Origin of the sequence: Caballeronia sp. AZ10_KS36 (assembly GCF_023631105.1) — a bacterium.
GTDB lineage: Bacteria > Pseudomonadota > Gammaproteobacteria > Burkholderiales > Burkholderiaceae > Caballeronia.
Genome location: NZ_JALQDQ010000037.1, coordinates 469,910 through 492,685, shown reverse-complemented (window position 1 = coordinate 492,685; position 22,776 = coordinate 469,910). Strand labels below are relative to the sequence as shown.

The window sequence follows — 22,776 nt, the reverse complement described above, 5'->3', positions numbered from 1 at the left end:
CCTAGCCCGTGGCCAACCCAATGGATTTGGGGGGGGGGAAACCGATGGTGATAAAAAACAAGCGCCCCCCGGCGGGGGGGGGGGGGGGGGGAGGCGCCCCCCCCGCCCGCGCCGTATCGTCGTTGCGATCACGGGCGCGACGGGCGCCGTCTATGGCGTGCGTCTGCTCGCGGCGCTGCGCGAACGCGCGGTCGAAACGCATCTCGTCGTCTCGCGCGCCGGATGGCTTACGCTGCACGACGAGATGGCGCTCGATCGCAACGCAATGCGTGCGCGCGCCGACCAGTGGCACGAGCCGAACGAGATCGGCGCGACGCTCGCGAGCGGATCGTTCCAGCATGACGGCATGGTCATCGCGCCGTGCTCGATGAAGACGCTTGCGGCCATCGCGCACGGTCTCGACGACAACCTCGTCACGCGCGCAGCCGATGTCACGCTGAAGGAACGGCGCAAATTGGTGCTGCTCGCGCGTGAAACGCCGCTCACCCTGGCGCATCTGAACAACATGACGCTCGTGACGCAGATGGGCGGTGTCGTCATGCCGCCGCTGCCGTCGTTCTATGCGAAGCCCGGCAGCATCGACGAACTGGTCGATTACACGGTGCAGCGCGTGATCGATCAGTTCGGCCTCAACGACGATCACGCCTACGCACGTTGGCAAGGCTTGCGCTGATCGAGGCGCAATGCAAAAGGGCCGCTCGAATCTTCCGGGCGGCCCTTTTTTTCTGGAACGTTTGCAGCGTCAGACCTTCGCGCCCACCGGCTCCAGCTTCTTCTTCGACGCGCCGCGCTTCTTGCGCGTCGCCATCGACAGCAAAGTGCCGAGCACGAATAGCGCCGTCACGAGCTTGAGGTCAGACGGCTGGAACCCGAGCGCGAGCACGACCGAGATCAACTGGAAGTAGATGATCGAGCCGATGACCGGCGCGATCACCTGCCGCGTCATCGAGCGATTGCCGATCACCGCCTCGCCGAGCAGCAGCGCAGCGAGTCCGTTCACGAGCACGCCGAAGCCCATGTTCACATCGGCGAACCCCTGATTCTGCGCGAGCATCGCACCGCCCATCGCGGCAAACAGATTCGCCAGGCCGAGCCCGACGAGCGTGTACACCTTCACGTTGATGCCCTGCGCCTTCGCCATAGACGCGCTCGATCCGATCGCGCGCATCGCGAGTCCATGCTCCGTGCCGAGGAACCACAAGACGCACGCGGCGATCGCCACGTCGATCACGCCGAGCATCGCAATACGCGGCAGATAGCCGCCGCCATCACCGGGAAGCCACGAGAACACGCTGGGGAACGCGAACAGTGCGGCGTTAGGCTGGCCCATCACGCGGATATCGATCGAGTAGAGCATCGACAACACGAGAATGCCGCATAGGAGCGTGTTGACCTTCGCCTTCTCGTGGATATAGCCGGTGACGACTCCCGCGAGAAAGCCCGCCAGCGCACCGCCGAGCAGGGCCATCACCGGATCGAGGCCGAGCATCAGCAGCTTCGCGCACACGCACGCGCCGAACGGAAACGCGCCCTCGCCCGTCATGTCGGCAAAGTTGAGGATGCGAAACGGGATCATGATCGCAATCGCGATCAACGCATAGGTCAGCCCTTGCATCAGGCCGACCGGGACCAGATCGACAAAACCGCTCAGGAAGTTCATGCGTTCACCGTCAAGGCCGTCGCCGGCTCCTCGTTGAAGTAGGCCATCAGCTTCTCGATGGTCATCGCGCGCTTGGCGTCGCCGCTCAAATCGCCGACGATGCGTCCGTCGCGCATCATGATCAGGCGATTGCCGAAGTCGATGGCGTGCTGCATGTTGTGCGTGACCATCATCGTCGTGAGGCTCTGCTCGCGCACGACCTGCTCGGTCACACGCATGACGATGGCCGCCGTGCGCGGATCGAGCGCGGCCGTGTGTTCGTCGAGCAGCAGCAGTTCGGGGCGCTGCAGCACGGCCATCAACAGCGACAATGCCTGACGCTGGCCGCCCGAAAGCAGCGACGCCTTGGTCTTCAGGCGCTTTTCCAGCCCGAGATCGAACGACGCCATACGGTCGCAGAATTCCTTCGACAACGCGCTCGTGAGTCCGAGCCCGAACGATCGCTTGAGGCCGCGCCGGTTCGCCACCGCGAGATTCTCTTCGAGACTCAGCGCCGCGGCGGTCCCGACCGCCGGGTCCTGAAACACCCGCGCAATATGCCGCGCGCGCTTGTGCGTGGGCAGCGGCGTCACGTCCCGCCCGTCGATCACGATCGCGCCGCTGTCGGGCGTGACTTCGCCCGCGAGCAGATTCAGGAAAGTGGACTTGCCCGCGCCGTTGCCACCCACGACGACAGCAAAGTCGCCAGCGAACAGCTTGAGCGATACATCCGACAACGCGATGCGCTCATCCACGGTGCCCGGGTGAAATGTCTTGCAGATTTTCTCGGCCGACAGCATGGGAATGTGGCGCTCGCGCATCGTCGTTACCTTGGCCCGGTGGCGTCCGTTCAGTTGATGAAGCATTTGCAATCCTCGAAAGCGGCGGGCACCGTCAACCCCAGCGCCTGATATTGACTCTTGCTGATCTGCGTGACGTAGTCCGATTGCGTCGGCAATGCGGGCGGCAACGCCGATGTCTTCTCGCCCTTCAGCACGCGGCCCGCAAGCTTTGCGGCATTCGCGCCGACCGATTCCAGCGACACCGCATACGACGCGGTCGCCATGCCCCGCTTGATGAACTCGGTCTCCGAACTCAGGACCGGGATCTTCAGGCGCTGCATGCTTGCGGCGACGGCGGGAATGGCGGACTGCACCAGATTCGATCCAGTGATGTACACGAAGCCCACGCCCTTCAAGAGTTGCGCGCGCTGCGTGATGTCGTTGACCGTATCGACGCTGACGGCCTTGAACGTGAGTCCCGCGCGCTGCGCCGCGGCTTCGAGCGCCTTCGTCGTCACGACATCGTTCGCCTCGCCGGGGTTGTAGAGCGTGCCGAACGACTTCACGCCGGGGAACGCCTTCTTGGCGAAGGCGAGCACGGCATCGAAATCCTGCAGGTCCGACGATCCCGTGAAGCGATCGCCGCCCTGCTTCCAGCCCGGCACGAGGCCCGCCGCGACCGGATCGGTGACTTCAGTGAAGACGAGCGGCGTCTTCGCATCGGGCACTGCGGAGCGCGCCACCTGCGATACCGATGTCGTCACCGTCAGAATGAGCGCGGGATGCTTCGCGGCAATCTGCGAAAACATCTGCGGCATCAGCGCCTGCGTGAAGTTGGCGTCGCTATAGACATAGCTCACGTTCTTGCCTTCGACATAGCCTTCCTTCGCCATCTGCTGCTTGAAGCCGTCGATGGTCTTTTCGAGCGACGGATGCGGCCCGAGGTTGGCAATGCCGATGACGGTCGGGTCCGCCGCGGCCGGCAGCGCGGTCACGGCGAACACGGCCGCGCAGAATGCGCCCAGTGCTGTCGACAACGTGCGGTTCGTCGAGCGTGCGCTCGTGCTGAAGCGTTCTTTCATGGTGTGTTCCGGTATCGGGTTCGGCGCTCCGCGACGGGAGCGGACGGCGGCTCGACGGTATTTTTATCACCGTTGATTTGCGCGACATTAAAGCGGGCGGTGCAATTGCCGTTTCGCTACAACTCGCGCCGCTTTGCCTATATTTCAGGCGGCCACGCGCGGCACGGCTGCGCGCATGCGTTCGATGAGAATCCGCGCGGCGCGCTCGCCGCTCGCGCAGGCGCCCGTCAGCAGCGCTTGCGACAGCCAGTCGCCGCAATAGACGACAGGCGGCGCGCTCTCTTCCGAGCGCTCGTTCGCGCGTTGCTCCTGCCAGCGCCAGAACTGATTCACGCGCGCGCCGTAGCCCGGCGAAAACACCGGCAGCTTGCGCGCGATCCACTGATTCGCGACGGCTACCACATGCCGGTCGAAGTCGGGAATGTAGGCGCGCAATTCATCGCGTATGAGGACGTCGAGTTCATGTTCGACGCCGCGCTGCACGGCCTCCCGTGCGGCTTCGGGCGTGAGCTGGCAGTAGATCTGGGTGAGCGGCCGCCCGCTCGCCGGCGCGGCGGGCAACTGCTGATACGTGGCGATGCGTCCCGGCAGGCCGCGCATCGCGAACTGCATCATCGGCGGCAGCGGCTTTGAAAAACCGTAGTGAACGACGCCGAGCGAGTTGTAGCGCACGGCATCCAGCATCCGGCTTTCGGCTTGCGTTGGGCTATCGACGATGGCCTTCGCGAGCGACCCCTCGACCGCGCACACCGCAAAGTCCGCGCGGAACAGCTCTCCGTTCTGCAGCGCGAGTTCGACGCCATCCGCACGACGCCTGATCTTGCGCACCGGCGTGCCCGTCCGCACATCCAGTTGCGCTGCGAGCGCGTGGCAGAGGCGGCCCATGCCGCCTTTGAGCGTGTTCACCGTGCTCTGCCCGACCATATGCGGCACCGTCGATACATAGAACAGCGCCGACAACTCTTCGGGATCGAAGCTACGCGTCGCCCGGAAAACCGGCTCGACCATGCGCGCGAGCACGTTCGGTCCGAGCGTTTGGCGGATATACGCGGCGAGTGTCATGTCGTCGAGACGCGCATCGACGGCGAGCGCGCTCGTCGCCCAGTCGGGGTCGACCTGCTTCTTCGCACGCAGCATCGCGATGGCGTGAGCCACGAGGCGCACGCGTTCGCCGGCGGCCAGGCCGGGCGTCGCGAGCGAGCGCGGCGACGGCATCAGTTCGATAGTGTGCTCGCCCTGTGGCGACTTGCACTGCGCGGTCAGCCGATGCAGCGGCACGAGCGCATCGTGCAACGCGAGATCGTCGACGAGACGATTGAAAGCCTGCCCGAACGGATAGACGAGGCGCGCGCCGCTGTTGTAGACGAGATCGCCGCTGCGCCGGTCGCCCATGCGTCCGCCGACGACGCTCTGCGCATCGAACACCGTCACGCGTACGCCCGCCTGCTTCAGCCGGTAAGCGGCCGTGAGCCCCGCGATGCCCGCGCCGACCACGGCGACGTGCCCGCCGGATAGAGAGTGATTCATCGTTTGCCTTGAAGTGCCGTCAATCGACGGGCCTGGTCACAGTGGAGGAAACGCGCAATTCGATCAGCGATACGCCGCTCGATGCCCACGCCCGCTGCAGCGCCGGCGCGAAGGCTTCCGTGCTGTCGACGGCTTCGCCGCGCGCGCCGAACGACTGCGCGAAGGCGGCGAAATCGATGACGCCGAGCGCGGTGCCCGTGGCGCGGTCGAAGAGCCGCCGCTGCGCGTTGCCGATCGCGCCGTAAGCGCGGTTGTTGACTACGATCACGAGCAGGTTCAAACCGAGGCGCACGGCGGTTTCCAGTTCTTCGGCGTGCATCATGAAGCAGCCGTCGCCGGCGATCGCGACCACTCGCCGCGCCGGATCGAGCAACGCGGCGCCGATGGCTGCGGATAGGCCGTAGCCCATCGCTCCGCTTTTCGGACCGAGTTGCGTGCCGGGCAGGCGATGCCGCAAATACCGCTGCGGCCACAGCGCGTAGGCGCCAGCGCCGGACGCGACGAGCGCATCGCGGGGCAACGCGGCATCGAGCGATTCGAACACCGCGCGCAGATCGAGCGGACCGGGACATCGTCCGCTCTGGGTGAACGCGACACGGTCTGCACGCGCTGCGCCGACCCATGCGATGCGTTCATCGTCCGGAGCAGGCGCATTTGCGGCGGCGGCCCATGCGGCGACGAAGGCGTCGGCATCGGCGGGAATCGCAAGGTCCGCGCGATACGCATTGTTGAGATCGCTGGCATCGGCATGAACATGCACCAGCACGTTGGCCTGACGCGGCGGCGTCCACAGCGTGAAGCCGCTGAACGCGCCCGCGCCGACCGTGTTGAGCTCGCCGAGACGCGCATTCAACGCGACGATGCAATCGGCCTTACCGATGCGCGCCGCCAGCGCAGGATCGATACCGAGGCCGATCTCGCCCGCGAAGTTGGCATCGTCGTGATCGATCAGATCGCGGCGGCGGTAGGTCGTCGCGATGGGCACGCCGTGCGCGCGGGCAAGCGTTGTCAGCGTTTGCAGCGACGCGGCCTGCCAGCCCGTTCCGCCGACGATCAGGAGCGGCCGCCGCGCCTCGGCCAGCAGCGTCGTGAAGCGCGCGAGGTCTTGCGCTGCGGGCGCGGCGGCGATCGTCGCCGGACGCGGCAGATCGGCGACATCGGCCATTTCGCGCGACACGTTCTCGGGAAGCACGAGAACGACCGGCCCGCGACGTCCCGACATGGCGATATGCCACGCTCGCGCGAGCATCTCCGGAATGCGCGACGCCGATTCGATCAGTCCGACCCATTTCGTCAGTGGGCCGAACACTTGATGAAAATGCCCGAGGCCAAGCATGGCCTCGCGCTCGGCGTACTGCATGTCCGCCTGCCCGACAATCATCAGGAGCGGCGCGCTGTCCGTGTGCGCGGTGTGAAGGGCGAGCGTCGCGTTCAACGCGCCCGGCGCGCGCGCCGCGAGGCACACGCCGGGCTGGCCGCTCGACTGGCCGATGGCCTGTGCGGCGTAAGCCATGCCGGCTTCGTGCCGGAAGCTCGCGAGACGGATCGCGGGCGCGCGCACGGCGAGCGCATCGACGAGTTCGAGAATGCCTTCGCCGGGAATGAACGTCACGACGGGCACCTCGAATTCCCTCAATGCGTCGGCGAATATCGCGGCCCCACTGCGGGGCGCTGGCGAAAGGGTGTTGGGCAAGGAAGCGTCTCTCCGGGAGGGGCGCGGGATATCGCTCACGCGGTCAGAAGCGGTGGAAAATGCCCGCCGTCACCGCGAGCTGGCGCTTGCTCGTCGATGCCCCGCCGCTGCTCGCGTATTCGATGTTCGCGTGCTGTGCATCGCCGGCGGCGAGCTGAAAGATGGCGTCGAGGTAAAGCGCGGTGCGCTTCGACAGGAAGTAGTTGTTGAACAGCGAGAACTGATGATACTTCGGAGAAAAATCCGTGGGTTGCACCTTTCCGAAGGTGTACGTGTAGTCGAACGAGAGCTGATACGCCGGCGTGATATACCTGCTCACGTTCGCCTCGATGTTCGTATAGCCCGCGCGTGCGTTGGCAAGGCCCAGTTCGGCGACGCCGAGATCGTCGTATCGGCTATGCGTGACGACCAGACCGAAGGTCGTCTGTCCCGCGACGAACGATCCCCCCGCGCCGTAGATTTCCATGCTCGATGGCGAGACCGCGAGCGCGAGCGTCGGCGACTCGGGGGAGATGGACGCGAACAGCGCCGTGTTCCAAAGCCCTTCGCTCGATGCTATCGCCGGATGGTTCATGTGCATGTACGCCGCCGACAAGGTCAGCGGGCCATTCCCATAGTTGAGGCCGAAGCTCATCGCGCTCTGATTGCCGAAGCTGCCCGCAACGCCGCCGAAGCTGTACATCGCCGCGCCCTGCAGGCCGCGATAATTCGGCGACACGTACTTCACCGCGTTGTTGGTGCGGAACTGGAAGTTGAAGTTATTGTTGTCGCCAACGGTCGCGGCATAGCCGTTCCACATGTATGCCGCCGAATATTGCGCGAGCCAGTCCTGCGTCACGTCGTATTGGCGGCCGAAGGTAATCGTGCCGTAGTCCTTCGACTGCAAACCCACATAAGCCTGACGGCCGAATTCCCGACCGCCCTGCGCTGATGTTCCGGAGTTCGGATCGAAGCCGCCTTCCAGCTGAAACACCGTGCTCAAGCCCCCGCCCAGATTCTCGACGCCGCGCATGCCCCAGCGGCTCGGACCATTGGCCGTCGAGAGCGACGCTCCGGCGAGCGAATTGTTGGTGTAGATGAGGCCTTCCATCAGCACGCCGTACAGCGTGACGCTGCTGTCGGCGGGCGCGGATTGCGCATGTGCGGCGGTGGCCGATGCAAGCAGCAGCATGGTGGAGCAGATTCGTTTCATGTTCTCGTCTCGTTCAGGCGGTCGTGAGCGTGGTGAGGTCGGGCGTTGATAGGCAGCGGCAGTGCATGGCTGAATGCCACGCCCCGCAGACTAGAAACCGCCGCTCGAACCGGCAATCCGATAAAAAAACTTAGAACCGAAATCCTTCATTTGAGGCTCGCTTGACTCACGCCTGCCTTCGACGCTTCATCGAACGTGCGTGAAATCCCGCATCGAGACGCTTCGAACGTGCATCTTTCAGGCGATGCGCCCGCAATGCGAGGGCACGCGGCCAATTACATAGGCATTCGGGTTTGTTTATTTTGTCGGCTCGCTCATGCGGGCCTTTATTCGCACAATCGCAAGCACCCAACTCTTCGGGCATTCGGCATGCGTTTTCTTCCTGGATTGACGGGCAAGCTGTGCGGCCTCGCGCTCTCGGTGGCGTTGCTGCACACGGGTAATGCGTGTGCACAGACGCGCACCGTGATCGGCATCGCGAACTTCGGACCGCACCCCGCGCTCTCGCGCACCATCGCCGGTTTCAAGGACGAAATGGCGAAGCAAGGCTATGTCGAAGGCAGTAACACCGAATACGTCTATAGCGACGCCAACTTCACGCCCGGCCTCGTGCCGCAATCGCTGGCGCAGATCGTCGCGAAGCATCCCGCTGTCATCCTCACGGTGACGACGGCGGTTGCGCAGGCATCGGTGCGCAATGTGCCGGACCGTTCCATCCCACTCGTCTTCGCGCAGGTGACGAATCCGGTCGCCGCCGGTCTCGTGCCGGACTGGGCGCATGGCAGTGATCGCATCGTCGGCACCGCGACGGTCACCGACTACGATGCCGTGCTCGCTTTCGCGAAGCGCGTCTTCCCGGCGGCGGTATCGTTCGGCGTACTGTACAACGCGGGCGAAGTGAACGATGTCGAAGCGGTGAAGAGTCTCAAGACTGCCGCTGCGCGCGCGAAGCTGACGATGATTGCCACGTCGGTCGATGCGACCATCGACGTGCCGCAGCGCGCCGCCGCAATGGCGCGCGTCGGCTTTTTCTACGCGATCGGATCAAATCTCGTGCAATCGGCGCTGCCCGCGCTTGCATCAGTGACGGATCGCATGAAGACGCCGATTCTTAGCGCCGAGCACGAGCTCATCAGGAAGGGCAATCTCGTTACTGTGGCCTATGCGCCGTCCTACGAATCGCAGGGCGCACACGCTGCAAATCTCGCCGTGCAGATGCTGCATGGCGCGAAGCCCTCCGCGCTGGCGGTCTATCGGCCGCAGGCTCAGGATTATGTCGCGATCATCAATCGCGCGAAGATGGCGGCGCTTGGTCTTCCAATCGCGCCCTCGCTTGCAGGTTGCAAATGCTTCATCAACTGATGGAGCCGGCGCGCCCTCGCACCGTGCATGGCGTGAGCATCGGCATCCTGATGCTCGACACCGGCTTCGCGCGCTTGCCCGGCGATATCGGTCACGGCGCAACGTGGCGCTTTCCCGTGCAATATGCGCTGATGGAAGGCGTAACCGGCCCGATGGTGATGGCGGCCGCCGCGGGAGACAGGTGCGCGGCTAGCCCGCTCATCGACCATTTCGTCGATGCTGCGAACCGGCTCGCGCGTCTCGGCGTCGATGGCGTCGCGACCAGTTGCGGTTTTCTTGCCGCGTTCCAGGACGAGATTGCGGCACGCTGCAAGGTGCCCGTCGCAACATCGAGCCTGCTGCAGATTCCGCTTGCGGCGAGGGTGTTGCCGGGCAATCGGCGTGTGGGCGTGCTCACCGCGAAGTCGTCGGCGCTGACGGCGGCGCACTTTGTCGCCGTGCATGCCGATCCGACCACGCCCGTCGCTGGCTTGCCCGACACTTCATGTTTCTTTCAAAACCAGTTGAACGATGCGGGGCGCGTGAGCTTCGATGAGCAAGCGCAAGACGTGCTCGATTGTGCAGGCCGATTACTTGAGCAACATCCCGCAGTGGGCGCGATCGTCAACGAGTGTGCCAATTTTGCGCCGTATTCGGCGCTAATCGCCGAGAGCTTCGGCTTGCCGGTCTTCGATGTGGTGAGCCTCGTCGAATGGTTCTATGCAGGGCTGCGGCCGCGTGTATTTGGGAAACGAATCGACGATGGCGCTTCGAATGTTTGATTGAGTGGAATACGCGAGAGAAATGGCATGGCCGGTGATGAGCGGCCGTTCAAAGAATGCGACCGACGTTCGCATTATTGAAGTTTGGAGCGTCCGCCTCCTTTACGGGGGGCTGTCGACCGCATTAGGCGGCCTCGGACTTTCATGCAGATCGGCATGCGGCACAAGCAGCGACCGATGATGCATTACAACTCTTGTTAGCGACCTTCACGTTGGAGTAAGGCGGCGCCTGTCCGGACATGAATAGACGCCGCACGCCTACCGACGCAAAGAGCGGAACCCCAGCGCAAGGCAGGGGTTCTTGATCGGCCCGTCACGCCTCAACCGACGCCCGGTTTCGCTGCACGATCTGATTGTCCTTGCCGTGAACGAGCGGCGTTAGCCTGAAGTCGAACGCGATTTCCTTATAGTCGTCGGCCTTCAAACCCAGCTCTTTGCCGCCCGTCTTTTCGACGACATGCGGAATCAGGTCTTCCCGCGTGGCATAAGCGAAGTCGTCCCAGATCAACGGATCGCCTTCGATATTGATCTGAGTCGTCAGCTTGCGGCAGTTGTCCGCGGTCACAAAGAAGTGAACATGTGCGGGGCGATTGCCATGCCGGCCGAGCGCGTTGAGCAAATGCTGCGTCGAACCTTGCGGCGGGCAGCCATAACCCACTGGCATCAGCGTGCGGAATTCGTATCTGCCCTCGCCATCCGTCTCCACCGCGCCACGCAGATTGAAGTCGCTTTGTGCGCCAGTCGGATCGAAGTGCGAATAGAAGCCCTTCGAATTGGCATGCCAGCATTCGACGAGAGCGTTCGCGAGCGGCTTGCCACTCGGCCCCGTGACCGTGCCGCGAATCACGAGCGGACCCGCGTTCTCATCCGCGTCGAGGTCGATCTTCGCGACGCCATCCCGCACCGGCGCGCCGGCCACGTACAGCGGACCTTCGATGGTGCGCGGCGTGCCGCCGTTCAGCTCCGCCTCCCGGTCCTCGGCATCCATGCGAATGTCGAGGTACTTCTCGAGTCCGAGGCCCGCCGCGAGCAGCGCTGCCTCGCCGTCCTGACCGAGCTTGTTCAGATAATTGACGCCAGCCCAGATCTCGTCGGGCGTCATGTCGAGATCGTCGATCGCCCTGAACAAATCACTCAGCAAGCGATGCGTGATTTGCTTCGCGCGCGCATTGCCGCCCTCGCCCGCGAGATTCGCCGCCGCCTTCAGCAAGCCTTGCACTTCATCGCTCTGAAATACCTTGACGCTCATGATTTATGTCTCCGTTCGTATGGGAATTTGTCTTTGATGCTCAAGCGTCGTCGTCTCTCACGGACGACGGATGGCGACACAACGGCGTCACCGAAATCTTCATGTAGGGGAAGAGCGGCAACGCAGTGAGAATCTCGTGCAGCTCGGCATTGCTTTCGACATCGAAGATGCTGAAATTGGCGTACTCTCCGGCAAGACGCCAGATGTGACGCCACTTGCCGCTGCGCTGAAGCCCCTGCGAATAGGCCTTTTCTCGCGCCTTGATCTCGTCGGCGACGTGAGCAGGCATGTCAGCCGGAATATTCACATCCATTCGCACATGGAACAGCATCACTCTTGTCCTCTCAACGGGTGACTTTCATGAGGCCATCGCGCGTGAAGCGCTCGACCACGGCTTCGTTCAGTTCGATGCCGAGGCCCGGGCCGTTGGGTACGGTCAGTTCGAAATCGCTGTATTCAAGCGGTTTCGTCAAGATTTCCTCGGTCATGAGCAAGGGGCCGAACAATTCCGTGCCCCACTGCAGGTTGGCGAAAGTCGAGAACACATGCGCCGATGCCACCGTGCTGAAGGCGCCTTCGAGCATCGTGCCGCCATACAGTTCGATGCCGGCGGCATCGGCAATAGCGGCCACGCGCTGCGCCGCAAAGAGACCGCCGCTCTGCTCGATCTTGATCGCGAACACGTCAGCGCCATCGTTCTTCGCAATCTCGAACGCACTGTCCGGTCCCTGAAGTATTTCATCGGCCATCAATGCAACCGGAAAACGGCGCGTGAGGCGTGCCATAGCGGCCGGCGAGGCAACCGGTTGCTCGACGAGCTCGCAGCCTGCATCCGCGAGCGCGGGAATAGCCCGCGCCGCCTGCGTCTCGCTCCACGCCATGTTCACATCGACGCGCACGGCCGCGGCATCGCCCAGTTCGCGCTTGATTGCCGCGACGTGCGCGATATCGTCCTCGATGGCCTTGGCGCCGATCTTCAGCTTGAAGATGTTGTGGCGTCGCGTTTCGAGCATCGTGTGGGCTTCCGCGATATCGCGCGCCGTATCGCCCGAAGCCAGCGTCCATGCGACCGGCAGACGATCGCGGCGGCGGCCGCCGAGCAGTTCGCTCACCGGCACGCCGAGGCGCTTGCCGTGCGCATCGAGCAACGCCGTTTCCAGCGCGCTCTTGGCGAAGTGGTTCAGCTTTACGAGCTTGCCGAGATGCGCCATCAATGCCTGTATGCGTGTGGCGTCGCGGCCGATAGCAGCCGGCGCGAGGTACGCATCGACTGCCAGTTTCATGGACTCGGGACTTTCCGGCCCATAGGCCATGCCGGCGATGGTCGCGCCTTCGCCGATGCCCACGACGCCATCGCTGCAAAACACCTTGACGAGCATCAGCGTCTGCCCGTGCATCGTGGCGACGGAGAGCTTGTGCGGGCGTATCGTCGGTAAGTCGACGAGGCGCGTTTCTATGCGTTCGATGTTGATCGTACGATTCATTCTCTACTCTCTGTCATGCATTGAGCAACGCACGCAAGGAAACAGCCGTGTCGCGCAAGGTATGAATGTCGAGCAGCGTGCCTGCCGCGAGCAGCCGCTTGCACGCGCCCAATTCGCGGCCCGCGTTGATGGCGGCGACGGCGGCAAGCGCGCCGGCTCCATCCAGCGCAAGCACGCAGAACGAACCCGCCGACGGATCGCCGCGCAGAATCATCGTATGCGACGCATCGAAGATGCCGAGCGTTTGCACGTTGCAGTCGTACTGATCCGACCACAGCCACGGCGTTTCCGCGTAGCGCTCTTCTGCGCCGAGCATGTTGGCCGCCGCGATGGCGGGCTGATTCTCTGCGACCTGCCACGATTCGACGCGCACGTGCCGCTTCAATAGCGGATTGAAGTGCATCGTGACCTCGCCGGCCGCGAAGATCGAAGGATCATCGGTCCGGCATTGCTCGTCCACGACGATACCGTTGTTGACCGTGAGCCCCGCCGCTTGCGCGAGTTCCGCGTTCGGCACGACGCCGATACCCACCACCACGATATCCGCATCGATATCGCCGCGATCGGTCTCGACGATTGCGTGCTGCGCGCCGCGCCTCACCGCCAAAGGCTTCGTGCGAAGCCGCATGTCCACGCCCTTCGTGCGATGCAGCGCATGCAGGAAGTCGGCCACTTCGCGCGGCATCGAGCGCATCAGCAAGCGCTCCGCAGGCTCGACGAGCGTGACCGTGCAACCGGCCTTGATCGCAGAAGCCGCGACTTCGAGCCCGATAAAGCCGCCGCCGAGCACCGCCACGCGTGCGCCCGGCTGCAGCGCCGCGCGCAACACGCGGGCATCATCGACGGTGCGCACATAGTGCAGCTTGACGCCCTCATCGACATGACCCGGAAACGGCCGCACGCGCGAGCCCGTCGCCAGCAGCAAACGCTCGTATTCGATGCGCGCGCCATCGCTCAGAACGGCGCGTTTGGTCGCGCGATCAATGGCCTCCACGCGCATACCGAGCCGCATATCGACGCGTTGCGCGTCGTACCATGCTGCATCGCGAATGAAGATACGGCGCTCGCCTTCTTCCGACAGCAGCGCGGCCTTCGAGAGTTCAGGCCGGTCGTAGGGCAAGGCACGCTCATCACCGATCATCACGATGTGCGCGTCCGCATCGCGCAATCGCAGCGTTTCGGCCGCACGGCGCGCGGCATGTCCGGCGCCGACGATCACGTAGGGCTTACTCGACATGGATCTCGACCCGTCCATCGACGATGCGAATCGGGTAGCTGCGTACGGCTTCGGTGACCGGCGCGCAACGCGGCGCACCGCTGCGGATATCGAATAGCCCCTGATGCAGCGGACATTCCACGCACCCATCTTCGACGAAGCCTTCTGACAGCCGCGCGTGACCATGCGTGCAGAGGTCGTGCAGCGCGAAGACTTCATCGCCGATACGGAACACGGCCACCGGCTTGTCGTTCGCGACGACCGCCGAGGGCTCGCCTTCTGTGAAGTCGTCGAGCTTGCCGATGGCGTGCCATGCATTCGTCAGTTGTTCCATGTTCCGCTCCTCAAATCGGCGTGGCGAGCAGCGTCTGCACGCGCGACGTGTCGTAGATCACGCGCTTGGCCTGATAGCGCAGGCCATCTGCCGTGCGCACGACCTTGTCGAAATACCGGCCCGCCTGATAGACGTTCGACTCGCCATTGCTGCGCGTCTGAATCACCACGTAGTTGCTTTCCGTTTCGATCACGCCGTCTTCGTCGCGCGTGACGGTAAGCCCGGACGTCATGTGCCGGTAGCTATGCTCTTCGTAGATATTCGCGTGACGCAGCGAAACCACGCGGTCGCGCAGCATCCTCTGATTCGTGCAATGGATGATCCCCACCGGCAAGCCCATGTCCGCGTTCTCTTTCGGCACGATCTCGTAGAGACAGTCCTCCGTGAAGAGCGTCGGCCACGCTTCGAGCCTGTCGTTATCGAGCGCGTTGATGTATTGGTCCTGCAACATGCGCAGTTCGAACCACAGCTTCATCTGTTCCATGCGTCGCCTCGCCGCTCAATAGCCCATGAGTTTCTGATAACCGACCCAGAACTTGCGGATCAGGCTTTCGGTAATGACCGTGTCCTGCTGATCGGGATTGCCGCGCGACATCTCGATGACCGACGTCGCATCCGCATCGCGCACGGTGCCGCGCTGCACGAGCTCGGTCGCTTCGGTGTCTTCCATCGAGATATAGCCGGCAGGACCCACGAGATTGGCCTGCTTGATACGCAGCGCGCGCAGCTCGGGCGTGTCGTCGGCATAGCCGAAGAAGTGGAAGATCAGTTCGAAGCTGTTCGGCCCTTTCGGCAGCAACTGTCGCGCGACCAGCGTGTTGTGAATCTGCTGAATGACGAGTTGCGGGAAGATCGGCTGAATGTGGTTCGTCGTGTCTTCTTCGTATTCGGAGACAAGGCCGAGAATGGAATCGTCTTCGAGCGCGAAGCCTTCATCGAATGAGCGGATGTTCTGCTGCTTGTATGCCGCAGACGTATCCTCGCCGGTCTTCGTCACGGTGATGATGCTATGCAGGCCGTGCGTCGCGTCCGGGATCGAACGTGCCTTCATGCCGACGCGAAAGATGTTGAACGTGGTATGAAAGAGATGCAGCATGCTCGCGTGATACGGGTCCTTCACGTTCTCGAAGTACAGCTTCCAGTTCGACTTCGAATACTGACGCGTGCAGCCGAGATACTCGATCGGCTTGTGAAAGATGCGGTCGATCCACGGGCGCATTTCCGCGCCGAGATAATCGGGCAGCGGCGCAACGTCGTCGCTGAACGAGGCGAAGACGAGGCCCTTGTAGCTGTCGACGCGCAGTTTGCGAAGGCTGTGGTTCTTCGGGTCGAAGTCGGCGGGCATCCCCGTCATGCCCTTCTGGCCGCGCCTGAAGGGCACGCCGAGCAAGTTGCCGCTGTTGTCGAAGCTCCACTGGTGATAGACGCAGGTGTGCGATGTCGCGTTACCGCGCGCTTTGCGGCACACGGACGCGCCGCGATGCGCGCAGCGGTTCACCCATGCCGCGAGCCCGCCGTCTTCGAGCCGCGTCACGACAACGGGTGTATCTCCCACGAACGTGCTCTTGTAATCGCCTGCATTGGGGAGCTCGGCTTCCAGCGCCACGAAGTTCCACGTCGGACCGCGAAAGATGCGTTCCTGCTCGCGGTCGTACACCGCTTGAGAACTGAAGACCTTGTAGGGCACGCGCGAGCCGTCGTCGCGCGGAAAGTGGACCTGGTCCGACTCGGTCGGACCTTGAGGACGAAATACCAGTTCAGCCGTTTCCACGGATGTTCTCCTGTGCGGGGGCGCCGTAATCGATACGTCACGGTGTCAGCGCATTTTTGGAGAGACAAAATGGCGGGTCTATCCACCAAAAGCGCCGCTCTTTCACGTACTATCCAAAAACGGCGGCTTTATTCATCGGGTCTCGCGAGCCGCGAACGGCCCGGTGCGGACCTGCGTTTACCCGTATCCATGACCCCGACTCTTTTCGCGCCCGACGCCTTACGTAGCTATCGGCTCTTTGAATCGAGCGATCTCGACGAGACGCGCGATCTCATCTCGCGCGTGATGCAGCCGCATGTGCTGGTGCCATCGGGGAAGGATCGCGGACCTGCGTACATGGATTTCGTGAAGCTGGGGCGGCTCGGCCTCGGCGCCATTTCGTTCGGCACGTCCATGCGCGTGGACGTCGAATCCGTCGACGGCTACTATCTTCTGATGTTCTGCCTGCGCGGGCATGCCCAGGTGCGCACGCTGAACGCGACGCTCGACGTCGATCAACACAATGCGGTGCTATGCGCGCCGGGTCATCCGTTCGACGCGTGGTTGTCGCCCGATTGCGAGCAGTTCGTGCTTCGCATGGATGCCGACGTCTTCCGCAAAGCGAGCCACGATGCCGGCGCACTGTTGTCGCCGCGCCTATCCATCGACAGTCCAGCCCTTCGAGGATGGATGCAGCAGTTGCGCGCGCTCACGGGGTCACCGGCGCTCCTCGAGAGCGCCCGCTCGAACGGGCAGATCGCCGGCCATATGGAAGCGCTGCTCATCGATCTGCTGACGTGCTCGTTGCCCAGTGCGCCGGTTGCTCCGATTACTCCGGTTACTCCGGTTACGCACGCGGCGCTCGCGCCCGCGTTCGTGAAGCGTGCCGAAGAGTTCGTCCGTGCGCATGCAGGCGAGCCGTTGCAGCTAGACGATATCGCACGTGCGGCCGGCGTATCGCCGCGTACGTTGCGCGAGCGATTTCAGAATGCGCGCGGCATGAGCCCGATGCAGTTCGTGCGCAAGGTCCGCATGGAACAGGCCCGCGCTGCGCTGCTGGCGGCCGGCCCTCGCGCGCGTATCGCAGATATCGCGCTCGCCTGCGGGTTTCTCCATCTAGGCCGCTTCTCGATAGCGTATGCGGAGGCTTTCGGGGAACTGCCGTCCGAGACGTTGGGCAAGCGGGCCGCCCGCTGAACCGGTTGCATCATGCCTTCTCTCGTGTCGTCCGAGCACGAGAGGATGACGTCGCTCGGGCGCCATAGGCGTTTGGCCCAGCAATTCCGGCGGACTCGCATCGCGACCCGATGAATCCCAATGTGACGAGTAACGCCTGTTCAATATCGCGCTCTTGGGCGTGCTCATCGAGGCCGAGAAAGTCGAAACCGTATGGATCCTTCAACGCATCCCGAGCGAGTTCGGGCACGGCGAGACCATCTTTCATGTGATGGGCGATGGCCGCATCGAGGAAGCGCGTCACACGCAAGGCGCGATCGTTCGAGCACGTGCATCCGTCCACTATCCGGCTGCGTGACTCAGCAGGATCGTCCTATCCGCCGCATGCCCCGCGTGCGAAAGTGACGGGCATCTTCCACCGTGGAGCATACCGTGCCCGCCGTCGAAACATCCGCTGTCGTCTACCGCCCCTTCACCGCCGCCGACATCCCCGCTGCACACGCGTTATCCGTCGAAGTCAAATGGCCGCATCGCGCCGACGACTGGCGCTTCGTGCTCGATGCCGGCGGGGGCTTCATCGCGCAGGACGGCGAACGCGTCGTCGGCACGGCGCTCTGCTGGAAACACGGCGACGATGGCGGATCGCTCGGCATGGTCATCGTCGCGCCCGACAGCCAGGGCAAAGGCATCGGGCGCAGGCTCATGGAACTGCTGCTCGAAGCGCTCGGCAGCCGCATCACCGTGTTGCACGCAACGCCCGCCGGCGAGCCGCTTTATACGAAGCTCGGCTTCAGGCGCATCGGCGCGGTCAATCAGCATCAATCGGCCGATTTTTGCGTGCCCTCGATCGATCTGCGGCGGGGCGAACGCATCCGCGCAATCGAACCGCATGATACGCCCACGCTCGTCGTGCTTGCATCGCGCGCTAGCGGCTTCGATCGCAGCGCCGTGTTGCCGGCGCTATTGAAGGTCGCGCAAGGCGTCTTGATCGAACGCGACGGGCAAACGCTCGGCTTCGCGCTCATCCGGGAATTCGGGCGCGGTCATGCAATCGGTCCGGTGGTTGCCATCACCGGCGACGACGAGCACATTCGCCACGCTCAGGCGCTTATCGCCCATCTTCTCGCGGGTAACGAAGACCGCTTCACGCGCATCGACACGCCCGACGAAAGCGGTCTTTCGGAATGGCTCGCAGCCGCCGGACTTCCGCGCGTCGATACCGTCATCAAGATGGCGCGCAACGGCACGCCGCCGCAGGATGCCTCCGTCGCACAGTTCGCCATCATCAATCAGGGGCTCGGCTGATCCATGACCATTCTCTATAAGGCCGATCCCGAACGCGGCAGGCAATGGGCGCAGCATTTCGCGCAAAAAGCGCCGGACGTGCCCTTCCGTTTGTGGCCCGATATCGGCGACGCAGCCGCTGTCCGCTATTTCGCCGCATGGCAGCCGCCCGCCGACATCATGCAGACGCTGCCCAATCTCGAAGTGATCTTCTCGGTGGGCGCGGGCATCGATCAGTTCGATCTGTCGAGCGTGCCCGAACATGTCGCCGTCGTGCGGATGACCGAGCCGGGCATCGTCGAAGGCATGACGGAGTACGTGACGCAGGCGGTGCTCACCCTCCATCGCGATCTGCTCGACTACGCGACACTGCAACGCGAGCGCATCTGGCGCGAGATGCCGGTGCGCGCCGCTTCCACGCGACGCATCGGCGTGCTGGGTCTCGGCATGCTCGGCACGGCGGTGCTGAAAACGCTGCGTCTGTTCGGGTTTCCGTGCGCGGGATGGAGCCGCTCGCAACATGCGATAGAAGGCGTCGAATGCTACGCGGGCGAGGCTGCGTTCGACACCTTCCTCGCCCGCACCGATATTCTCATCTGCCTGCTGCCGCTCACCGATGCGACGCGCGGCGTCATGAACAGACATGTCTTCGCGACGCTGCCGCGAGGCGCATCGTTGATCAACGTCGGGCGCGGCCCGCATCTGATCCAGCAAGACCTGCTCGATGCACTCGATAGCGGCCATTTGCACGCCGCGATCCTCGACGTGACCGATCCCGAGCCCCTGCCGCCGACGCATCCGCTATGGACGCATCCGCGTGTTCGCCTCACGCCGCATATCGCGAGCGCGACGCGTCCCGAATCCGCGGTCGATGTCGTGCTGGACAACTTGCGTCGTCATCGCGCGGGGGAACGCATGATCGGCGAGATAGACCGTACGCGCGGCTACTGAAGCGTCGTGCGAACCGCGCAGCACAAAATGCTGCGCGGCCACCGAAAAAAGCCGCATTTGCACTTTTTAGGGGTTTTTTTGGCGATGCGCGCGATGCCTTCCTGCCGATAGTATGAAAGCGGTCAACAGCCGTTCCGAACACTTCGCGAAGAGGAAAGCCGCATCATGTCGATCAAGTCGCTCGTCGAGTCCGACCGCAAGCATCTGATTCATCCCGTCGTCAGCTATCGCGCGCACGAGGCGCGCGGCGTCACCGTGCTCGATTCCGCCGATGGCGTGTTCCTGCGCGATATCGAAGGCAATCAGCTACTCGATGCGTTCTCCGGCCTCTGGTGCGTGAATACCGGCTACGGACACGCGAGTATCGTCGAGGCCGCATCGAAGCAGATGGCCAGGCTGCCCTATGCGACCGGCTATTTCCACTTCGGCTCCGAGCCCGCGATCGAACTGGCGGCGAAACTCGTCGAGCTCGCGCCCGCGTCGCTGCGGCACGTGTACTTCACGCTCGGCGGATCGGACGCCGTCGATTCCGCGCTGCGCTTCATCACGCACTACTACAACGCGACGGGCCGCCCGTCGAAGAAGCATTTCATCGCGCTGCAACGCGGCTATCACGGGTCGTCGTCCATCGGCGCGGGGCTCACCGCACTGCCGGCGTTCCATCGCAACTTCGATCTGCCGCAGCGCACGCAGCATCACATTCCGTCGCCGTATGCGTATCGCAACGATTACGCCGATGATGCGGCGCTCATCGATGCATCCGTGCAAGCGCTCGAATCCAAGGTGGCCGAGCTCGGCGCGGACAACGTCGCCGCGTTCTTCTGCGAGCCGATTCAGGGCTCGGGCGGCGTGATCGTGCCGCCTGTCGGGTGGCTGAAGGCGATGCGCGATGCGTGCCGCAAGCTCGATATCCTTTTCGTCGCCGATGAAGTCATCACCGGCTTCGGCCGCACCGGCCCGCTCTTCGCATGCGAAGGCGAAGGCGTGGAGCCGGACCTGATGACCGTCGCGAAAGGCCTGACCGCGGGCTATGCGCCGATGGGCGCGGTGCTCATGTCGGATGCCGTCTATCAAGGAATTGCGGATGGCGGCGATGCATCCGCGCCGATCGGTCATGGTCATACGTATTCGGCGCATCCGGTGAGCGCGGCCATCGGTCTGGAAGTCATGCGGCTCTATCACGAAGGCGGCCTGCTCGCGAACGGCCAGGCGCAAGCGCCGCGCTTCGCGCAAGGGCTCGATGCGCTGCTCGATCATCCGCTCGTCGGCGATTCGCGTCATCGCGGCCTGCTCGGCGCGCTCGAACTCGTCGCGGACAAAGAGAGCAAGCGCGGCTTCGATGCCTCGCTCAAGCTGCCCGATCGCATCGCGGCAGCGGCGTATCGCAACGGTCTCGTGTTTCGCGCGTTCGGCGACAACATCCTCGGCTTCGCACCGGCGCTTTGCTACACGCAAGCCAACTTCGACATGCTGTTCGAGCGCCTCGCCAAAACGCTCGACGACGTGCTTGCAGCAAGCGAGGTCCGCGCCGCATTGAAGGGCGTTTCCGGATGCAGTTCTCGCGCGGCCGCGTGATAACATCGATCGACCGCCGACATGCACGACCGAACCCGCCACGATGAGCAACGACAGCAAGCTGGACCGCATCGATCTCCGCATTCTTGCGCAATTGCAGAAACGCGGGCGCATCACGAACGTGGAGCTTGCCGATGCCGTCGGTCTGTCGCCCAGCCCTTGCCTGATTCGCGTAAAAAGGCTGGAAAAAGCGGGGTATATCGTCGGTTACGGCGCGCAGATTCAGCTGGAGAAGCTCGGCGACGTGCAGGTGGTCTTCACCGAAGTCACGCTCGCCGATCATCGCCGCGAAGACTTCATCAACTTCGTCAATGCGGTGAAGGATGTCGACGAGGTCGTCGAATGTCACTTAGCGAGCGGCGGCTACGACTATCTGCTCAAGTTCGTCACGCGCAGCGTGAGCCATTATCAAAGCATCATCGAAGGGCTGCTGGAACGCGACATCGGCATCGAAAAGTACTTCAGCTACGTCATCATCAAGACGTCGTTCGTGAAGTCGCACTATCCGCTCGAAACGCTCTTCTCGCAGCCGCAGCACTGAGGCGCACGCCTCGTCTCTTACCGGTTCTCTTCGAACGCACGCGCACGCTTGCCGCACGCGCGTGCTTTTTCACGTCGATCAACTTCACGCGGAGTAATCCATGTCCAGCACCTATCGTATTGCCGTCATTCCGGGCGACGGCATCGGCAAGGAAGTGATGCCCGAAGCATTGCGTGCGCTCGATGCCGTGAGCAAGCGTTTCGGTATCGCGCTCGAATACTTGCAGATCGAATGGGCAAGCTGCGATTACTACGCAGAGCACGGCCAGATGATGCCCGACGACTGGAAAGCCCGGTTGCAGGACGCCGACGCCATTCTCTTCGGCGCCGTTGGCTGGCCGCAGACCGTGCCGGATCACATTTCGCTGTGGGGTTCGCTGCTCAAGTTCCGCCGTGAATTCGATCAATACATCAACCTGCGTCCCGCGCGTCTTTTCGATGGCGTGCCCTCGCCGCTCGCGAATCGCAAGGCGGGCGACATCGACTTCATGATCGTGCGCGAGAACACCGAAGGCGAGTATTCGTCGGTGGGCGGGGTTTCGTTCGAAGGTACCGAGCGCGAGTTCGTCTCGCAGACGTCCATCTTTACGCGCAAGGGCGCAGAACGCGTATTGAAGTTCGCATTCGATCTGGCGCAGAAGCGCGAGAAGACGATCACCGTGGCGACGAAGAGCAACGGTATCTCGATCAGCATGCCGTGGTGGGACGCGCGTGCCGCCGAGATCGCGCAGCAGTATCCTGACGTCGAGTGGGACAAGCAGCACATCGACATCCTGTGCGCGCGCTTCGTGCTGAATCCGGATCGCTTCGACGTGGTCGTCGCGACCAATCTCTTCGGCGACATTCTTTCGGACCTCGGTCCCGCATGCACGGGCACCATCGGCATCGCGCCTTCCGCGAACATGAATCCCGAGCGCAACTTCCCGTCGCTGTTCGAGCCGGTTCATGGCTCCGCGCCGGACATCGCGGGCAAGGGCATCGCCAATCCCATCGCGATGATCTGGTCCGCCGCGATGATGCTCGACTTTCTCGGCGAGCGCGACGCGCACGACGCGATGCTCGCCGCCATCTCCGCGGTGCTGAAGGAAGGCCCGCGAACCGGCGATCTGGGCGGCGCGGCGAAGACGGCGGACGTCGGCGCGGCGATTGCCCAAATGCTCGCCTGATGTTTCCGGAGAA

The 22,776-nt window shown here is 63.5% G+C and carries 22 protein-coding genes and 1 pseudogene; 9 read left to right on the top strand and 14 right to left on the bottom strand.

Annotation, left to right across the window (positions count from 1 at the left end; translation table 11 throughout):
* Positions 1-115 precede the first annotated feature (115 nt).
* A complete protein-coding gene (locus NCR35_RS24675; RefSeq protein WP_250536554.1) occupies positions 116-673 on the top strand; it encodes a UbiX family flavin prenyltransferase in 558 nt (185 codons plus the stop codon).
* 69 nt (positions 674-742) lie between these two features.
* Here NCR35_RS24675 and NCR35_RS24670 read toward each other — a convergent pair whose 3' ends face one another.
* The 6 genes from NCR35_RS24670 to NCR35_RS24645 all read right to left on the bottom strand — a co-directional run bounded on the left by NCR35_RS24670 (position 743) and on the right by NCR35_RS24645 (position 7,915).
* Positions 743-1,660, bottom strand: a complete 918-nt coding sequence (locus NCR35_RS24670; protein WP_250536525.1) for an ABC transporter permease — start codon at positions 1,658-1,660, stop codon at positions 743-745.
* Complete coding sequence (locus NCR35_RS24665) at positions 1,657-2,439, bottom strand: ABC transporter ATP-binding protein (RefSeq protein ID WP_350029227.1); 783 nt, start codon at positions 2,437-2,439, stop codon at positions 1,657-1,659. The genes NCR35_RS24670 and NCR35_RS24665 overlap by 4 nt, the downstream gene beginning before the upstream one ends.
* Before the next feature lie 50 nt (positions 2,440-2,489).
* Positions 2,490-3,503: an ABC transporter substrate-binding protein gene (locus NCR35_RS24660; protein ID WP_250536523.1), complete on the bottom strand. Its 1,014-nt coding sequence runs from the start codon at positions 3,501-3,503 to the stop codon at positions 2,490-2,492.
* A 144-nt stretch (positions 3,504-3,647) separates the two neighbouring features.
* Entirely contained in the window at positions 3,648-5,030 is a 1,383-nt protein-coding gene (locus NCR35_RS24655) for a flavin monoamine oxidase family protein (RefSeq protein ID WP_250536522.1), read from the bottom strand.
* 19 nt (positions 5,031-5,049) lie between these two features.
* The gene (locus tag NCR35_RS24650; RefSeq protein WP_350029225.1) at positions 5,050-6,762 is read right to left on the bottom strand and encodes a thiamine pyrophosphate-dependent enzyme; all 1,713 of its coding nucleotides are present in this window, start codon (positions 6,760-6,762) and stop codon (positions 5,050-5,052) included.
* Positions 6,763-6,766: 4 nt separating this feature from the next.
* Positions 6,767-7,915: a porin gene (locus tag NCR35_RS24645; protein WP_250536521.1), complete on the bottom strand. Its 1,149-nt coding sequence runs from the start codon at positions 7,913-7,915 to the stop codon at positions 6,767-6,769.
* A 369-nt stretch (positions 7,916-8,284) separates the two neighbouring features.
* Here NCR35_RS24645 and NCR35_RS24640 point away from each other — a divergent pair, with 369 nt between their 5' ends.
* Both NCR35_RS24640 and NCR35_RS24635 read left to right on the top strand, forming a co-directional pair.
* The gene (locus NCR35_RS24640; protein WP_250536520.1) at positions 8,285-9,277 is read left to right on the top strand and encodes an ABC transporter substrate-binding protein; all 993 of its coding nucleotides are present in this window, start codon (positions 8,285-8,287) and stop codon (positions 9,275-9,277) included.
* Positions 9,262-10,038 carry an aspartate/glutamate racemase family protein gene (locus NCR35_RS24635; protein ID WP_250536519.1) on the top strand — a complete coding sequence of 259 codons (777 nt, stop codon included), beginning with the start codon at positions 9,262-9,264 and terminating at the stop codon, positions 10,036-10,038. Before NCR35_RS24640 ends, NCR35_RS24635 begins: the two co-directional genes overlap by 16 nt.
* A 313-nt stretch (positions 10,039-10,351) precedes the next feature.
* On the opposite strand, the gene catA is transcribed toward NCR35_RS24635, so the two are convergent.
* Genes catA through andAc form a run of 7 tightly spaced genes read right to left on the bottom strand, consistent with a single transcriptional unit; the run spans position 10,352 to position 16,092 of the window.
* Positions 10,352-11,287, bottom strand: a complete 936-nt coding sequence (gene catA / locus NCR35_RS24630; RefSeq protein ID WP_250536518.1) for a catechol 1,2-dioxygenase — start codon at positions 11,285-11,287, stop codon at positions 10,352-10,354.
* 40 nt (positions 11,288-11,327) lie between these two features.
* On the bottom strand, positions 11,328-11,618 hold the full coding sequence (gene catC / locus NCR35_RS24625) for a muconolactone Delta-isomerase (RefSeq protein ID WP_250536517.1): 291 nt from the start codon (positions 11,616-11,618) through the stop codon (positions 11,328-11,330).
* A 13-nt stretch (positions 11,619-11,631) separates the two neighbouring features.
* Positions 11,632-12,771, bottom strand: a complete 1,140-nt coding sequence (locus tag NCR35_RS24620) for a muconate/chloromuconate family cycloisomerase (protein ID WP_250536516.1) — start codon at positions 12,769-12,771, stop codon at positions 11,632-11,634.
* A 13-nt stretch (positions 12,772-12,784) separates the two neighbouring features.
* A complete protein-coding gene (andAa, locus tag NCR35_RS24615; RefSeq protein WP_250536515.1) occupies positions 12,785-14,008 on the bottom strand; it encodes an anthranilate 1,2-dioxygenase system ferredoxin--NAD(+) reductase in 1,224 nt (407 codons plus the stop codon).
* A complete protein-coding gene (gene andAb / locus NCR35_RS24610; RefSeq protein WP_250536514.1) occupies positions 13,998-14,321 on the bottom strand; it encodes an anthranilate 1,2-dioxygenase ferredoxin subunit AndAb in 324 nt (107 codons plus the stop codon). Before andAb ends, andAa begins: the two co-directional genes overlap by 11 nt.
* 10 nt (positions 14,322-14,331) lie before the next feature.
* Entirely contained in the window at positions 14,332-14,805 is a 474-nt protein-coding gene (gene andAd / locus NCR35_RS24605) for an anthranilate 1,2-dioxygenase small subunit AndAd (protein ID WP_250536513.1), read from the bottom strand.
* Between the two features lie 15 nt (positions 14,806-14,820).
* Positions 14,821-16,092, bottom strand: coding sequence for an anthranilate 1,2-dioxygenase large subunit AndAc (gene andAc, locus NCR35_RS24600; protein WP_250536512.1), 1,272 nt, complete (start codon positions 16,090-16,092; stop codon positions 14,821-14,823).
* A 189-nt stretch (positions 16,093-16,281) separates the two neighbouring features.
* On the opposite strand from andAc, the gene andR reads away from it, so the two are divergent.
* Entirely contained in the window at positions 16,282-17,268 is a 987-nt protein-coding gene (andR, locus tag NCR35_RS24595; RefSeq protein WP_250536511.1) for an anthranilate 1,2-dioxygenase regulatory protein AndR, read from the top strand.
* 130 nt (positions 17,269-17,398) lie between these two features.
* Here the strand turns inward: andR and NCR35_RS30105 are convergent.
* Positions 17,399-17,491, bottom strand: a pseudogene (locus NCR35_RS30105) (PDDEXK nuclease domain-containing protein); the annotation flags it as partial.
* Positions 17,492-17,679: 188 nt separating this feature from the next.
* On the opposite strand from NCR35_RS30105, the gene NCR35_RS24585 reads away from it, so the two are divergent.
* The 5 genes from NCR35_RS24585 (at position 17,680) to NCR35_RS24565 (ending at position 22,763) form a co-directional block, all read left to right on the top strand.
* Positions 17,680-18,552 (top strand): GNAT family N-acetyltransferase, encoded by an 873-nt coding sequence (locus tag NCR35_RS24585; RefSeq protein WP_250536510.1) that lies wholly within the window; start codon positions 17,680-17,682, stop codon positions 18,550-18,552.
* Between the two features lie 3 nt (positions 18,553-18,555).
* On the top strand, positions 18,556-19,482 hold the full coding sequence (locus NCR35_RS24580; RefSeq protein ID WP_250536509.1) for a 2-hydroxyacid dehydrogenase: 927 nt from the start codon (positions 18,556-18,558) through the stop codon (positions 19,480-19,482).
* A gap of 165 nt (positions 19,483-19,647) precedes the next feature.
* Entirely contained in the window at positions 19,648-21,057 is a 1,410-nt protein-coding gene (locus NCR35_RS24575; RefSeq protein ID WP_250536508.1) for an aspartate aminotransferase family protein, read from the top strand.
* Between the two features lie 43 nt (positions 21,058-21,100).
* Entirely contained in the window at positions 21,101-21,598 is a 498-nt protein-coding gene (locus NCR35_RS24570; protein ID WP_250536507.1) for an Lrp/AsnC family transcriptional regulator, read from the top strand.
* Positions 21,599-21,698: 100 nt separating this feature from the next.
* Entirely contained in the window at positions 21,699-22,763 is a 1,065-nt protein-coding gene (locus NCR35_RS24565) for a tartrate dehydrogenase (RefSeq protein ID WP_250536506.1), read from the top strand.
* The last annotated feature ends 13 nt before the right edge of the window (positions 22,764-22,776 follow it).